This window comes from Peribacillus sp. 05N428 (assembly GCF_056397085.1).
The window spans coordinates 1-15,872 of sequence record NZ_JBFTMS010000014.1; the positions used below are offsets into that span (position 1 = coordinate 1).

The 15,872-nt window shown below is 39.7% G+C and carries 11 protein-coding genes and 1 pseudogene; 1 reads left to right on the plus strand and 11 read right to left on the minus strand.

Annotated elements, in window-relative coordinates:
- Positions 1 to 515 precede the first annotated feature (515 nt).
- The 10 genes and pseudogenes from AC1DIV_RS14535 to AC1DIV_RS14580 all read right to left on the minus strand — a co-directional run bounded on the left by AC1DIV_RS14535 (position 516) and on the right by AC1DIV_RS14580 (position 13,393).
- A complete protein-coding gene (locus AC1DIV_RS14535; protein WP_477576692.1) occupies positions 516 to 1,130 on the minus strand; it encodes a HutD/Ves family protein in 615 nt (204 codons plus the stop codon).
- Between the two features lie 386 nt (positions 1,131 to 1,516).
- Positions 1,517 to 2,710 carry a sodium/glutamate symporter gene (gene gltS, locus AC1DIV_RS14540; protein ID WP_034312856.1) on the minus strand — a complete coding sequence of 398 codons (1,194 nt, stop codon included), beginning with the start codon at positions 2,708 to 2,710 and terminating at the stop codon, positions 1,517 to 1,519.
- 5 nt (positions 2,711 to 2,715) lie between these two features.
- Positions 2,716 to 3,660 carry a formimidoylglutamase gene (gene hutG / locus AC1DIV_RS14545; protein WP_048687676.1) on the minus strand — a complete coding sequence of 315 codons (945 nt, stop codon included), beginning with the start codon at positions 3,658 to 3,660 and terminating at the stop codon, positions 2,716 to 2,718.
- A gap of 363 nt (positions 3,661 to 4,023) precedes the next feature.
- Entirely contained in the window at positions 4,024 to 5,379 is a 1,356-nt protein-coding gene (locus tag AC1DIV_RS14550; RefSeq protein WP_477576694.1) for a sigma-54-dependent transcriptional regulator, read from the minus strand.
- 19 nt (positions 5,380 to 5,398) lie between these two features.
- The gene (locus AC1DIV_RS14555; RefSeq protein ID WP_477576696.1) at positions 5,399 to 7,372 is read right to left on the minus strand and encodes a transporter substrate-binding domain-containing protein; all 1,974 of its coding nucleotides are present in this window, start codon (positions 7,370 to 7,372) and stop codon (positions 5,399 to 5,401) included.
- A 238-nt stretch (positions 7,373 to 7,610) separates the two neighbouring features.
- Positions 7,611 to 8,747, minus strand: a complete 1,137-nt coding sequence (gene menC / locus AC1DIV_RS14560; protein WP_477576697.1) for an o-succinylbenzoate synthase — start codon at positions 8,745 to 8,747, stop codon at positions 7,611 to 7,613.
- Between the two features lie 110 nt (positions 8,748 to 8,857).
- Positions 8,858 to 9,688: a GNAT family N-acetyltransferase gene (locus tag AC1DIV_RS14565; protein WP_340876020.1), complete on the minus strand. Its 831-nt coding sequence runs from the start codon at positions 9,686 to 9,688 to the stop codon at positions 8,858 to 8,860.
- A gap of 150 nt (positions 9,689 to 9,838) precedes the next feature.
- Positions 9,839 to 11,322 (minus strand): annotated as a pseudogene (locus AC1DIV_RS14570) (amino acid permease).
- Between the two features lie 36 nt (positions 11,323 to 11,358).
- Entirely contained in the window at positions 11,359 to 12,489 is a 1,131-nt protein-coding gene (locus AC1DIV_RS14575; RefSeq protein WP_477576699.1) for an amidohydrolase, read from the minus strand.
- Between the two features lie 46 nt (positions 12,490 to 12,535).
- Entirely contained in the window at positions 12,536 to 13,393 is an 858-nt protein-coding gene (locus AC1DIV_RS14580; protein ID WP_251542149.1) for a MurR/RpiR family transcriptional regulator, read from the minus strand.
- 1,062 nt (positions 13,394 to 14,455) lie between these two features.
- On the opposite strand from AC1DIV_RS14580, the gene AC1DIV_RS14585 reads away from it, so the two are divergent.
- On the plus strand, positions 14,456 to 14,872 hold the full coding sequence (locus AC1DIV_RS14585; RefSeq protein ID WP_034312878.1) for a PaaI family thioesterase: 417 nt from the start codon (positions 14,456 to 14,458) through the stop codon (positions 14,870 to 14,872).
- A gap of 154 nt (positions 14,873 to 15,026) precedes the next feature.
- Here the strand turns inward: AC1DIV_RS14585 and AC1DIV_RS14590 are convergent, their stop codons facing one another.
- On the minus strand, positions 15,027 to 15,602 hold the full coding sequence (locus AC1DIV_RS14590) for a hypothetical protein (RefSeq protein WP_477576700.1): 576 nt from the start codon (positions 15,600 to 15,602) through the stop codon (positions 15,027 to 15,029).
- Between the last annotated feature and the right edge of the window lie 270 nt (positions 15,603 to 15,872).

Here is a 15,872-nt window from a genome sequence, read left to right on the forward strand (position 1 = left end):
TTTTCGTCGAGCCAAGATTTTATTCCACGCTTCCTCCAGCCCTTACCTCACGATAAGTACCTTGCGCTTCCTTAGTGGTTGGTCGATGTGTACCCCCACAGTGGACTTTCACCACCTAGATAGATGCCATGCCTGGCACACAAGAAAAAGCCGTCTATAGACGGCTCAGACTGTAGACAAACTCTCGATGAAAATCGAGTTTGTCTACAGTTTTTTTTGGCTTGTACAAATTTGGACGTTGATTGGAACGTAGGGTACTCGCTTTCCGAGAGCGATCCGCCCGCGGCGCACTTGCGCCTGTGGGGTCTCCCTTGGACTCGCTATTCCCGCAGGAGTCTCGCACACCCGCTCCAATCAACTATGTTTAAAGCTTCAGACGGAACCCTTTTTGATACAAACTTAGCCGACAAAGGACATTCCTGTTAATTAATAAAAAATATCATTAAGTAAATTGCGGCGCAATGAACTCGGATTTATATAGGAGAAGGATGCTTTGGGGCCCCAGAATTTCTCTATCAATAAAAAATACTTACCTTAATAATTGTTGCAGTAGAGTCGTCATCGTGATTTGATAACTTTATATTTAAATTGTCGGAGGTATGATCTCTGTTTAAGGTTATTAAGTCACCTTGCTCTAAAACAATTGTCTCTTTTTCATCGATATTCATTCTACTCCTGCCTTTGAAACAATAGAAGGCGTCGGTTCTTTTCGAAGAATCCCGATTATGCAACACTTCCGCATGGGTTCCATCATTCATATGAATCGAGCTGATGGCACCTTCGCAGCCTTCCGCTAACATCAAATTAAAGTCAGTGACCTTCCCAATACTGCGGGTTGTCCAGCCTCCATCAAACCGATCCTGTTCAAATGGGCTTAAATGCATACAGTGCTTTCCCTGATGTTGCAGCGACATTTCACCATCAAGAATCATGATGATTCTCTGAATGCCTGGAAGGTGAGTAAATAAGGATTCGTCCACCTCGACTTCTGCTGTGCTTATCCGCCATTTGAAATCACGCTTCGAGTAATCAGCTTCTTCAGGATAAATGGCTAGTTGAGTTGTTTTACCACCTGACCAAAGACTGGTTATTTGTTCACTTTTCCTTATTAGTTTTAGTGAAAATGACAACGAATTTCCCCCCTTTAATACATTTTTTCAGTACAATCCAATTTAGGCCAGGATGGATATCATTAACAAAGATGCATAACAGAGCTTAATTCTACTGACCTCTTAACACCGCAGCAGCATTCTTACCTAAATCAGGCTCTGATACGATACACCTATGGTTGCTGAAGTCTACTTGAAATTGATAGGTTTCCGTGCATTACGTAATCATACAGAAAAACCATTGTGAATTACCTACTATATGGGCAATTTCGGAATAAAAAAAAATCAATACCGAATGTTTTGGGATTCCCAAAAACATTCGGTAACACTTTATTTCAATTCATTTTTTGACCAAGTCGGGATTTATGGTAAAGCCACTTTTTGATGCCTTAATTAATAACAAATCATCATTTAAATAGATTAATACTTATAATGATGATTGGCATGGCAAAAACATCAATAAGAAATGCACCGACTATTGGAACGATTAAATATGCTTTACTTGAAGGTCCATATTTCGCAGTGATTGTTGACATATTTGCCATAGCATTTGGTGTAGCCCCTATACCATGTCCAATGAAACCTCCAACCATAACTGCCGCATCGTAGTTTTTGCCAAGAAAACGAAACATGATGAATATACTTAAAAGGATAATGAAAATTACTTGTATAACCACAATTAAAATAATTGGTAAAGCAAGGTCAGCAACTTCCCATAATTTTATACTCATTAATGCCATAGATAAGAAAATACCTAAAGTGATATCTCCAATAAAATTAATACTAGGCATTTCGATAATTTTCCCGTTTATTTTATCTAAAATATTCCGAACTATTACAGCCACTATCATTGCTCCAACATAGTTCGGTAAAACATAACCTGTCTTTGCCGAAAATAACTCTCCTAGATATGAACCTAAAGCCATACAAAATGTCAGTATTAACACTTGTTTCATAAATGAAGCTACATTTAATTCTATTTTGTCTTCCATTTCTTTCTTTTCTTGAATTTCAATATCCTCTTTACTTGGTGTTAATTTGTGTTTATTAATTAAATACTTTACAGTGGGACCTCCAACTAATCCACCAAACACTAATCCTAATGTAGCTGCTGCTATTCCAATTGCTTGGGCTGATTGAATGCCCAGCGATTCAATCGTACCGCCAAATGCTGTAGCTGCACCTATGCCGCCTTCCATGGAAATTGCTCCTGCCATCATGCCAATCAATGGATCAATCCCAAAAACGGGTGCTAAAGAAATTCCGATTAAATTTTGAGCAAATGCAAGAAACCCACATAACAACCAATATATTAATAATAATTTACCGCCGACTTTTACTAATTGGAAACTGGCACCCAATCCAACGGACGTAAAAAATGTTAACATGAATAATCCCTGGAGTGTTGTATCCAATGAAATGGTTATGTTTAAAAAGGTTTTAAGACTTGTAGCGACGATTGCAAAAAGTAATCCCCCAACAACGGGTGCAGGGATACAAAAGTGTCTAAATAATTTGACATTCTTAACGATAATCCCGCCTAGTGCTAAAAGCAGTATCGCTAAAAAAATAGTGATCGTTTGATTAATCTCGATGTTCATATTGCTTATCTCCTCTCCACACACATGAATACTTCATTTATTAGGTTTGCAGCTAGTTTGACAGTGCGATTATCACAATCTAAAGATGGATTCACTTCACAGATATCAAATGAAATAGTTTTCGTATGTGAAGTAATCTTACGAATTAATTGTCTAACCATTTTTCCAGAAAGACCAAATGAGGAAGGGGCACTAACACCCGGTGCTTCAGAAGCGTTTATAACATCCATACAAAGTGTTAATATAATATAATCATGCTGATTTATAAAATTCAGAATTTTATTTTCGTTTTCTTCAGAATTTTCATCTACTAATTCTTCTTCCAATATCCAAGAGCAACCAAGTGTAGTTGCAGTGTCAAATAATTTTTTAGTATTTCCATAACGTTGAATGCCAATTGGCAAATAACTAGCTTGATGATCATTATCTAATATTTGTTTAAACATCGTTCCAGAAGAAGTTATATCTTCATAAGAGCGTAAGTCAAAATGAGCATCAATGTTAAGAATGCCTATTTTGGCATTGGGGCCAACACTCGACCTAATTCCTAGATAATGACCATAAAAGGTTTCATGTCCGCCCCCCAAAATAACAGGAAACAAATTTTTAGATAATATTTTCTCTACGTGGCTTCCCAATTCAGCCTGAGCTGCTTCTAACTTTTGATTTTCACAAATGATATTTCCGAAATCAACTAGGCTATCTGCTGATTGGCCGTGCCAAGATAGAGATGATAAGGATTTACGTATTTCATTGGGAGCTTCTTTGCTTCCAAGTCTTCCTTTATTCCTGCGTACGCCTTCTTCACAAGAGAACCCTATTATTCCACATGTATTATTTACTGATGTTGTTTGATTATCTTTAACTATTTGATGAATTCTAAATTCATCTTTATCTATTAGACTATCTGTTCTGCCTTTCCATAAATCCATATTTGGTAACGCATACATTTATTTTTCCTCCCCATAAATAAAAATACTTCATATTTGCAATCGCCAATAAATTTCGGGTTGTACTGTTATAAAAGATGTGGTGCGATGGCTTGTCCTTTTGTTTTCGGTAAATTTGGATAGGCCATTGAATTATCCTGCCTGATGCATTTTGCACATCCCAGCTTTCGCCGCACTGTAACTTCCAGTCCAGCTCTGTAGACCATTATGTTGTATATCTACGTTCCCTCCATTCTGCTTAATGGTTTTACTACAATTTTATTAAGCAAGTTTCATGCCAGGTCCATTTCCATAAAAACAGTGGAAAATTCAGATATATTCAAAATAAAAAGTAGGCGAAAATTGCCGCTCGGCAATTTCCGCCTACTTTTCTTCCCGATATTTCTTCAACTTGTCCCGCAATGTCCTCTCCCCGATGCCAATTGTTTGCGCTGTCTTCCTTTGATGACCGTTAAAAGCGGCAAGGTTATGAAGAATCACTCTTTTTTCGATTTCTTCAAGCGGTTCGCCGACATATACGGGGATTAGGGTATTGCCGAAAAATGGGCGCGGGCTTTTTTGGATGTCGGAAGGTAAATCGGCTTTCTGTATGTAAGAATCATTCGTAAGCGCTATTGCTCTTTCAATCACGTTCTGCAGTTCACGAATATTTCCTGGAAAGTCATATTGCTGTAAAAGCTGCAGTGCTTCATGGGAAATTCCTTCTACAGGTTTTCCCATTCGATCACCGATTTTTGCAATAAAAAATTCCAACAGCAAAGGAATATCCTCTTTTCGTTCACGTAAAGCCGGAAGGTGAATCGGAATCACATTTAATCTGTAATATAAATCTTCACGAAATCGATTCTCTTTTACTTCTTTAATCAAGTCTCTGTTTGTCGCTGCAATGATCCGGACATCGATGCTGACTTCTTCTATCCCGCCAACGGGCATTACCTTTCTCTCTTGTAGAACGCGCAAAATTTTCCCCTGCAGTGCCAAATCCATCTCACCGATTTCGTCAAGAAAAATCGTTCCTCCTTCCGCCAGCACAAAAAGTCCATATTTTCGCTGTGTCGCCCCTGTAAATGCGCCCTTTTCGTATCCAAATAATTCTGATTCCAACAGGTGAGTCGGAATGGCGGCACAATTAATAGCCTGAAACTTTTTGTTTCTGCGCTTGCTTTGATTATGGATGGTTCTGGCGACGACTTCTTTACCGGTTCCACTTTCCCCTTCTATGAGAATGTTGGAATCGATATCCTTCACTTTTTCGATGAGGGAGAATATTTTGCGCATAGCCAAGCTTTCACCGATGAGGCCGTTCACACCTGCCACCTTATTCAATTCTTCACTCAGCCATTTCACTTTGGACTGAAGGGTGTACACTTCTTCTGCCTTTTGCATCAGCACTTCCAATTCATCAATATGAAGCGGCTTTGTCGCATATGAAAACGCCCCCTTACGCATTGCTTCCACGGAAGAAGGAATGGTGCCGTAGGCCGTCATCATAATGACAACAGTCGAGGGGGAGAGGCGTTTGATTTCTTCTAACACTTCCATCCCATTATATCCCCCGATTTTTAAATCCAGCAAAACGATGGCGATTTCTGCCCTTTCGAAAAGCGGAAGCGCTTCACGTGGGTCTGTAAACGAATAAACGTGATACTGGTCTTCCAATGCAAACGTAAGTGACTGACATATGGTTGGCTCATCATCAATAATCATGATATCGTGCATCGTTTTCACCCTTTCAGTATTAATGCTGTAAACAAATGGTCACTACTGTTCCCTTTCCTACTTCACTTCTTGTCTCGATAATGCCATCGTTTTCTTTGACAAGCTGATACGTAATAGAAAGCCCTAGCCCGACCCCGTTGGGTTTCCTGGTGTAAAACGGTTCAAAGATCTTATCAATGTCTTCTTCCGAAATCCCAATTCCTTCATCCTCGATTTCAACGACAGTGAACACATCCCGATAGTATGCCCGAAAAATAAGTGTTCCCCCTGTATTGGACGCCTGTATGGCATTGAGAATGACGTTCACCAGTACTTGTTTGATCTGCTGTGTATCTGCAGTTGCCTGAATGTCTCCAGCGAACTCGCGAACAATGCTCAAGTTTTTTTCTTTGATTTTCGGCTTAAGCAATAGCTCAATCCCTGCCATGGCCTCATTCAGCGAAAATGTGACAGGCTCTGATTTTTTAGGGCGGGCATAATCGAGCAAATCGTTAATCAAAGTATTAAGTCGGGTAATTTCACTAGTGACCTGTTCGGAAAAGAACGTTCGGAAATCTGCGCTTGCAAATTTTTTCGGCAGCAATTGCGTATAGGTAAGGATGGATGTTAACGGGTTTCTTATTTCATGAGCAATACCCGCCACGAGTTGACCCAATGAACGCAATCGGTCATCCTGAGCCACTTTTCTCTCCAGTTGTTTTTGTTCCGTACTATCGAAAAAATTCAACACCGCACCTACACTTTCTCCCCCAATAGTCTGAATTGGATACATGCTGTAAGTTATATGTCTTTTTTTGCCCGCATAATGAGACCACACCGTTTCCTTTTGCAAGAAAACTCTCTTTTTTTCTAATGAAGCCTTAATCTCCTTTTCCGGGATGAAACGGGCAGTTGGCAGATCCTGAAAACGTTTTCCAACAACATTACCGTCCACCCCTAAATATTCCATGGCCCTAACATTAATCATTGATACAAGACCTTGCTGATTCAGTGTAATAAGCGAACTGTAGGCACTGTTTAATACTTGCTGCTGAAAGTTGATGTTTTCCTCAAGAAGCAACATCTTCTCTTCCAAGTCTTTATTCACGTGCTCAATTTGCTCGGTTCGCTTAGCCACTTCTCGTTTAAGGCTGAGATTCCACCATAAGATGAGAGAAATCACAATGAAAGTAAGAATAAGACCAATTTCCAAATACAACAGCGTTTTACGGAGCCGTTGAGTATTTGGCAGGATATATTCGCCGAACCACTTTTTCTCTATCTTTTCATACGTTCCATCTTTCTTGATTTGAGAAATGGCCTGATTGAATAGTGTCAGCAACTCTTTGTTTTTCGGCATAACGGCTACAGCATAATTTGTGGTGTCAAGTGGCTCACCGACAATCTTAATGAGTGATTGCTGCTCATTTTTCTGTAGAAAATATTGACCCGTAATCCGATTTCCAATGAAAGCATCCACTTTACCGTCGATAAGCGACTGAACGGCTTCTTGTTGATTATTAGTTTCCACCAATTGCAAACGATCGACTTTACTTAATAGACCGCTTGCAACATCTCCTTTTTGTACAGCTACTTTCCGGCCTTTAAGATCTTCGATTTTTCGGATATACATATTATCTTTCAACACAAAAATTCCTTGTGAACTTGTGAAATACGGAGCTGAAAAATCATAAAACTCTTCACGTTCTTGATTGTACTTCATGCCTTGAATCGCATCCACTTTTCCAGAGCGCATAGCTTGTACTGCCTCGTTCCATGGCATGGGATAGTATTCGAACCTAATGCCAGTCTCGATAGAAATGGCGTTCATTATGTCCACATTAAAACCGGTATAAACACCCGAATCGCTCAAGTATTCAAAAGGTGGAAAGTTATTATCCCCTGCAACCCGTATCACTTTTTGGGCTTCCGAATGGACTGCTGAAGGAAAGAAACAGCAAAAAAAGAAAAGGTAGACGGTTATTACGGCACAGATAGCATGTAAATTTCGCATCGCCTCACCCCTTTTTTCTATACATGCAGTTTTGTATCATAAATGTGTATATATACATTGTACAAAGACTCTATTATGATAACTTTTTAAAGGATATAAGAAAAGCTAATCTGCATTTCATAACACCATACATGGCAGATAGTCGAATTACAATATATTTTGAATGGAAAATGGATTATATATAAAAAAGGCATGCTCCCTTTTTCGGGAATCATGCCTTATGCAATGTTGTAGCAGCCTAGGCGTTTCTAGCAACATTCTCACTTAAATGATAGGTTTGACTGTGTATAGTATACTTTTTGATTTTTTCCATGCTTGGTTCATAGCCGATTCCAGGCAATTCTGGAACACTGATCATTCCGTTTTCCACTGTAACTTCGGGATCAGTGATATCTTCTGCCCAATAGAGGGAGGAAGCTGCGGTGTCACCGGGAAGAGTGAAGTTCGGCAGTGAAGTGATTGCAATATTATGAGCTCTTCCAATGCCTGATTCCAGCATACCTCCACACCATAGCGGAATGCCATGTTCTAGGCATAAATCATGGATTTTCTTAGATTCAGTCAAACCTCCGACACGGCCAATCTTAATATTAATAATTTTACAGCTGCCCAATTTAATAGCTTTCCTGGCATCCTCTAATGAGTGTATGCTTTCATCCAGGCAAATAGGTGTTTTTAACCTTGACTGTAAATCTGCATGGTCAATGATATCATTATAGGCAAGCGGCTGCTCAATCATCATTAAATTAAAATCATCCAAGGCGGATAACCGGTCTATATCTTTTAAGGTATAAGCTGAATTTGCATCGGCCATGAGCGGGATTTCAGGATATACTTTTCGTACCTTGTCTATTAATTCAACATCCCAGCCCGGTTTGATTTTTAGTTTAAAACGTTTATAGCCTTCACCGAGACGAGCTTCAATTATATCCAGGGTCGAATCGATCGAATCCTTTATTCCGATGCTTACCCCCACTTCAATTTTCTTTTTTGTTCCACCTAACACATTTGAAAGAGAAGCACCTTGCTTTTTAGCATACAAATCCCAAACGGCACCCTCTAAAGCGGCCTTTGCCATATAATTCCCGCGAATATGGGTGAAATATTTTTCGGAAATTTCATCAGGATGCTTGATTTCATTATTTAGGATTATTGGAATTAGATAGTCTTCCATTATATGCCAGTTTGTTTTTAAGGTCTCTTCATTATACAGGGGGTCGAGCATCGCAACCGATTCAGCCCAACCGGAAATGCCATCATCGCTTATGGCTTCCACAAGGATAAAATCCCTATCGTATTCCGTCCCAAAGCTAGTTGTAAAAGGTTCAAGCAAGTCTAGCTTAAGATGCCTTAGAATAACTTGTTTAATTTTCACTTAGAAATTCTCCTTCTGTGATAAAACTGTTAATGGACACAGTCTTACAAATTTTTTATTAATAGCTTACACAGCCTGAAATTACTAAACACTATATATATTCTTCTAGTTCATTTCCTTGATAGCACATAAAACTGAACGGGAATTTCCGTCATGGAATTCTTCATAAAACCTGTTACCTGCCATCCTTGCTGAAATAATCCGGTAAAAATGTCCCTGGTTTTCATCCGCCATTCTTTGGCCGCTTGAATATTTGTGACTCTTATTGTTCGGAAGTCCTTTGGAAGGGCCACAAAAGCTGTTTCACATTCTTGTTCAGGCAGCGGACGAGTGAAAGTTGGAACAGGTAATCCCTTTTCAATGGTATCCCATTGAATAAGCGAGTTTTCCATCACAAAGTCCAGCGGCATTCCCCCTCCGCTAGAATCCGTTGTCTCTTTTTTATCAATATGCCATTCGACAAGAAAGCGGTCAGAAGGAATTCCGCTGTTTAAAAGATCTTCCATTTCACCATAGCAGTTTGCTATATATGTGGAGCATACCCCACCGAGCTTGGCTATATTTAAATACCCATTAACACTTTCCAAAGGATCGTATGTCCAGGTAATAAGGGAATAGCCAAGCTTTAGCGCTTCCTCACGTTGTGCTAACTTTAACTTCTCGCCTATACCTTTGTTGCGAAATTGCTCATCTATGCCTAGTATATGTGAACAAAGATAGGCTGATTGCCCATTGAATCCCGGAAAGCTGTATTGAAATCCAATCAGCTTTCCTTCGCAATAAGCTCCTATAACCAAACCGCCGTTTTTCACGGCTGTTAAGGTTTGGTGTGTGGGGATTGAGTCGGTCTCTCCCCAAATGCTGGACTCTAGCTTTCTTACGTCCTCCAGCTCTTCAATTCCATGAATGGAACGAATTACAATTTCCTGTGATTTCGTCATGGTCAACCTCCTTGGTATAGCACAAGTGTCCTTATTGACAACATAAGATGACAAGGCAGTCCACAGCTGACGGCATGTCGTTACGGGGCACTGGGCTATCATGTAAATGGTCTTTCTTAATAATACTTTCCTGCTTTTTTACAAAAGAGGTTATTCCACTTTACTGAAATCGGCCTCTTGCAATGGAGTCATTTTTGTTCTCTTTACGATTTTATAACCTAGAAAAGCCAGGAAAAATAAAGGAAGCCCGATATAGGAAATTAAAATTCCATACCAATCAATCTCAGGACCGAAAAATGCAGAGTAATTTTGTCCCAGGATTGCCGTAACACATAAAAGTGTGGCTAATACCGGACCGAATGGATACCATTTTGATACATAAGGCAAATCTTTCAAATCTCTACCTTGTGCAATATATGCCTTCCGGAAACGATAATGTGTAATCGAAATTCCTAACCAGGATAAAAAACCGGATAATCCTGCAGCATTCAATAACCAAGTATAAATCGTGCCTTCACCGAAAAGAGAGGTCAGGAAAGCTGCCATCCCAACGATGGTAGAAAAGTACACAGCGTTCACTGGAATGCCGCCTGAATTCACTTTTTTTAGAAACGAAGGGGCTTTGCCTTCTTTAGCCAGCACCCAAAGCACGCGAGAAGCTCCGTACATGGCCGAATTGCCTGCAGAAAGAACGGAAGTAAGAATGACCACATTCATAACGGAGGCAGCGATGGCAAGCCCAGCGTTTTGAAAAACTAGAGTGAAGGGACTTACCGCAATATCTTCAATATCCGAGCTTAACAAACGCGGATCATTATAGCTTATTAAAAATCCAATCACAATTATCGCCAATACATAAAACAAGAGCAGTCTCCAGAAGATTTGCTTAATGGCTTTTGGTATATTTTTTCTTGGGTTTTCACTCTCGCCGGCCGCAATTCCTACTAACTCGGTACCTTGAAAGGCAAATCCTACCACCATAAAGACACTTATAATAGATAAAAAGCCTCCTTTAAACGGTGCCTCCCCTTTGGTGATATTTTCAAAACCTACGGCATCCCCTCCCATGATTCCAACAATCATTAATAAACCTACTGCAATAAAAATGATAATCGTCAAAACCTTTATAATGGCAAACCAGAATTCTGATTCTCCATATCCTTTTACCGATAAAATATTAAGGCCAAATATGAGTGCAAGAAATAATGCGCTCCAAATGATGCCTGGAACAGAAGGCAGCCAATATTTCATATCAGGGAGGAAGCTGCTAATTCCAGTGCGACTACGATTGCATTGTTATACCAATAGTTCCATCCGACCGCAAATCCTAATGCAGGATCGACAAACCTTGATGTATAGGTACTAAAAGAGCCTGTAATAGGAATAAGGGCAGCCATTTCGGCTAAGCTTGTCATCAAAAAGTAAACCATGATCCCGGCAATTATATAAGCAGCCACAGCTCCTCCAGGACCCGCAGTATGAATAATGGAACCGCTTGCTAAAAATAGCCCCGTTCCAATGGTGCCGCCGATTGCAATCATCGATAGATGCCTTGGTTTGAGTTTTCGCTCCAGTTGTTTTTCATCAGCAGCTGTTTGGTCCCCGGTTTGTGATGTTTGTGCCGTATTTTCCATAAAACACCCCTTCATTAATTTTTTAAGTGAAAAATTTTACTCTTCTGCCGCCATCATGACTGTGTTAATTAAAATTTTCGTTCCATAAATAAGTGCTTGTAAATTAAACTTCATATCCGGATGGTGCAGACCAGGCGTTAGATCGCAGCCTAACCCTATCATGGTTGCAGTTATATCAGGATTTTCGGCTGTATAAAAATGAAAATCCTCTCCTCCTTGAGAAACACAGACTGAAACGACATTTTCCATCCCAAGGATATCTGCAATTGCGGCCTCAGCCAGCTTTATCGCCTTTTCATGCAAGGTCGCAGCTGGGACAAATTCTTCCGCAGACCAGGAGATCGATGTTTCAGTTTGTTCCATTGTCTGTTCAAAAGCTACCTTTGTTAAGCGATTTAGTTCATTCATTACATCATTTGACTGCGCTCTGGCATCAATAGCAAAGACAGCTGTTTCCGGGATAACGTTTGATGCTTTATTGTTTGTTTCAAATTGAGTCATTTTGATGGAATAAGGAATTTCGGTTTCCAGATTAATCTGCTGTAATTTTTGGACAAGCAAAGCTGCTGCTTCAATTACATTTATTCCATCTTGCGGACGGGATGCATGAGCCTGAAGGCCTTTGATTGTACCCCTTATTGTTTCGGCTGAACCATGGACAATGACGGGGGAAGCCTTCATATAAGGAACCTCCGTACTGGGTCTTACATGTACCCCGAATAAATATGTAACATTCTCCAACGCGCCATCATTGATCATTTGAAGAGCGCCTTCCCCTTTTTCTTCTGCAGGCTGAAATATAAATCGGAGAGTGTGTTTAGGCCGGATTCCGCTGGAGGCAATGGCCAACGCTGTATATAAAACCATTGTGCTATGTGCGTCGTGTCCACATGAATGATTGGCCTTAACAACTCCATCTACTTCCTGAACAAGCGCATCCATATCAGCCCTTAATGCCACAACCTTTTTTGAAATGCCTGGAACCTCGGCAATAATTCCATAATGGCCCTGAAATGTTTTTACGGTGATGCCCGCTTCCCTAAGACATTTTAAAATATAGCAAGACGTTCTTTCTTCCTGCCAGCTTGGCTCTGCCAAAGAATGCAAATCATGGTAGGACTTCATCAATGTTTCTTGATGGTGATCAATATATTGAATCGGGTCCATAATGATGCCCCTCCTCCTTTACATGAATTTTAACTTTATTAAAAACTCATTCATTAAACACCTCATAACTTGAATATAGTCTTTCTAATTTTTGCTGATGGGTATATATCCGTTTTGCGTCTTTTTGATGGATGCCAGCAATGACTAAGTCCAACAAGCTAATAACGGAAGCGATTGAATTGGTTCCGGTTTCTGCGTTTTCTTCAGTTGTCAGTGAAATATCAGAGATGCGTCCGACTGGTGACAGAAGGCGGTCTGTAACTGAAATTAAACAAACTCCTTGTTCTTTGGCACACTCAGCAACTTTTAATGTTTCATTTGCATATCTTGGAAAGGAAAAAACAACTAATGCAGACTTATTTGTGAGATTACAAAACTTTTCATAGAAGTCTCCTGTAGGTGAACATAAACTTACATTTTCCCTTAATGAACTTAGCGTATAGGAGAACCAATAGGCGGCGGCATGGGAAATTCGATGCCCTGCAATCAATATTTGGTCAGCCTGGATCAGAACATCGACTGCTTTCCATATGTCCTGAACGTTCGTATGATCTAATAGATGTCTTAAAATATGAACTTCGTTTTCTATCACTTTTGTAAAGGGATCTTGCTTGTCATCAATGCGGAGAATGGAATCAGTATTGGATAAGTCTATTTGATTTTGGTGCAGCAGCTGTTTTTGAATCCTCGACTGCATTTTACTAAACCCTTCAAATCCCAATGAATAGGAAAACCGAATGACCGTTGTTTCACTAACCTCTGCTTCCCGACCAATTTGAAATGCCGTTTTAAAGGCGGCTTCATCCAAATTTTCAATCAGATAAGCGGCAACTTTTTTTTGACCTGCCGATAGATGATCAAATTTTTCTTTTACTAATAATTTAAATGGAAGATGTTCCACCATATCACTCCTTTCTGATGAATTAAATACTTCTTTTTGAAATTATGATGAAGGTAATACTTCTCTTTTTTTTATACACTATCACAATTTAATTAGAAAAAGAAGAAGTTTTTGATTTTTTTGATAATTATTAACTTCAAACTTCCCTATGTTTTTTATAAAATAACATGCCCGTTGATTACTAAATCCGCTCCCTTTCCGCCGACTGCCTGCCAAGACTCCTCGACGCTAGCGTCTGTGGGGTCTAGGCTAGCCAGTTTTTCGGCAGGAGTATCGCAAATTTCTTCAATCTATTATTTATTACAGTAAAAAAACTTGAAGGATCATCCAGTCTTAAAATAATTCGGGATGAGACTATCCATCATTTTTGTCTTAATGGTCGTTCCCGGTGATTTCTGAAATCCGCTCCCTTTCGCCGACTGCCTGCCAAGACTCCTTGACGCAAGCGCTTGTGGGATCTAGGCTAGCCAGTTTTTCGACAGGAGTGTCGTAAATTTCTTCCATCCAATGAGGATTACACCTGAAAAACTTAAAGTATAAACTAGACTAAAGCTTGGTTCCGAATAGAGCAGCCTACAGTTTTTTCTTTTAAAACACAAAGTTGATTGGAGCGGGTGTACGAGACTCCTGCGGGAAAAGCGTGGCATGGGAGACCCCGCAGGCGCGCCGAGGAGGCTCCCGCCCGCCCGCGGAAAGCGAGTGCCTGAAGTGAAAATCAACGTTCCCATTTATAAAAACACAAAAAAAGACTGTCGGCAAACAAAAATTTTCTAGTTTGTAGACAAAAGTATTCTATCTAAATAAAACAAAGTTGATTCGAACGGAAGGTGCGAGACTCCTGCGGGACAAACGTGTCTAGGGGAGACCCCGCAGGCGGAAGCCAAGGAGGCTCCCCAGACCGCCCGCGGAAAGCGAGTACCTGGAGTGGATATCAAATCCACCACCAAATTACATTTCTTGGTCCGGGTCTCTAATTACTTTATTTGTAAAATCAATAACTTCATTGACACCAAGATATATGTTAGAATATTCTGTAGTTTCAACTTATTCAAGGGGGGCATTTTAATGGGGGAACCATCTAAAGGAAACGAGCTTTTACAAGTTATTACAGAGGGGAAACAACCTCCGAATTGTGATCTAACGTTACAGATTGAAGCAAATTATGCCCAGGATGGAATTGCGAGAGGTGTATGGAAAGTAGATGAAAAGTTTATTAACGGAATTGGTGTAGCAATGGGTGGATTTGTCACTTCTGCAGCAGATATTATGATGGCTTATGCGATATCATCTAAATTAAGCATCGGACAATCCTTTGCATCCATTGATTTACATACTACCTTTCATCGGCCAGTAAGATTAGGAGACGTACAAGTTGAAGCAAAAGTAGACCGAATCGGAAAAAAAACAGCTTATGTACTTGCAGATTTATTTCAAAATGATAAAAAGGTGGCTAGCGTTGTGTCATCAGTTATGATCCTTTAAACCATAAAAAAAGCATGTTGCACAAAAAAGCCCTTTCGTAACATGCTTCTTTCATTTAGACCATTCGATAAAATCAAGATAGCACAAGATTCACCGCTTCGCCTAATCACCTCATTGTAAATCAATTTTATATTTTCTTTGGATAGACATCTCATCAAACAAGCCATCGCAGCACGGGGCTTTTGAGATCCATGGTGAATAGACCGTAATCAATGACGACCATTTCATCATTCTCGTTATATCCGACATTATCTAAACGCAAATCTATTGGGATAATACCGTGCCTCAGGAATTTTAATTCCAACTTGAACAGTTTCGTATATTCCTTGATTGCAAACGGCACTTTCGTGTCCACCTTCTTCATGATTATCCAGCCCGTCCCATACTCCTTAACTGGACATAAATACTTTTTGACTTCCTCATTACAGTTATTATATATATAGGCTTCATTTGCATTGCTTATTAGTCCTACTTGTGACAATGCAATTTTTAAAATATAGCCATTATTTAAATCATAGACGACCCGGTTAAAACCATGCCCGATTATTTTATACTTGAACTTGAGCGTTTTTCTGGCGGTGGATACTAATTGTCCAGCGGTTATATATATTTGGAATATCCCTATTTGAGATATCCAGGACTCAATGGCTTTCATCTCTTGCATGGACAGCATTGCACTTTTATTTGGCTGATGTAACCTTTCCTTACCATTGTTAATTGGCCACAACATATCCTAAACGTCTCCTTTTTTTTAAATTTGTTACTGCAGAGGTCTCCAGGGATAAGAAAACTATAAAAGAATAAAAGCATGTTCTCAGTTTTTCAAGATTTCCCCTTCGTTATAAATATGATATGAATCTTTTATAAAACGGCTTGTACTGTAGCTGAGAAATCATTATCATGGACAGGGAACTTCGAATCATTTGGATGAACATGTTCTAGGCACTCCCCTTTCCTTCTTTTGCAAAAAAATGGTATATTATTCTTTGACATCATGGTT

What these genes read in the sequence shown, in the direction of transcription:
- gltS (WP_034312856.1), bottom strand. Translation starts at nt 2,710, where the DNA reads ATGAACATCGAGATTAATCAAACGATCACTATTTTTTTAGCGATACTG.
- hutG (WP_048687676.1), bottom strand. Translation starts at nt 3,660, where the DNA reads ATGTATGCGTTACCAAATATGGATTTATGGAAAGGCAGAACAGATAGT.
- AC1DIV_RS14550 (WP_477576694.1), bottom strand. Translation starts at nt 5,379, where the DNA reads ATGCACGATATCATGATTATTGATGATGAGCCAACCATATGTCAGTCA.
- AC1DIV_RS14555 (WP_477576696.1), bottom strand. Translation starts at nt 7,372, where the DNA reads ATGCGAAATTTACATGCTATCTGTGCCGTAATAACCGTCTACCTTTTC.
- AC1DIV_RS14565 (WP_340876020.1), bottom strand. Translation starts at nt 9,688, where the DNA reads ATGACGAAATCACAGGAAATTGTAATTCGTTCCATTCATGGAATTGAA.
- AC1DIV_RS14575 (WP_477576699.1), bottom strand. Translation starts at nt 12,489, where the DNA reads ATGGACCCGATTCAATATATTGATCACCATCAAGAAACATTGATGAAG.
- AC1DIV_RS14580 (WP_251542149.1), bottom strand. Translation starts at nt 13,393, where the DNA reads ATGGTGGAACATCTTCCATTTAAATTATTAGTAAAAGAAAAATTTGAT.
- AC1DIV_RS14585 (WP_034312878.1), top strand. Translation starts at nt 14,456, where the DNA reads ATGGGGGAACCATCTAAAGGAAACGAGCTTTTACAAGTTATTACAGAG.
- AC1DIV_RS14590 (WP_477576700.1), bottom strand. Translation starts at nt 15,602, where the DNA reads ATGTTGTGGCCAATTAACAATGGTAAGGAAAGGTTACATCAGCCAAAT.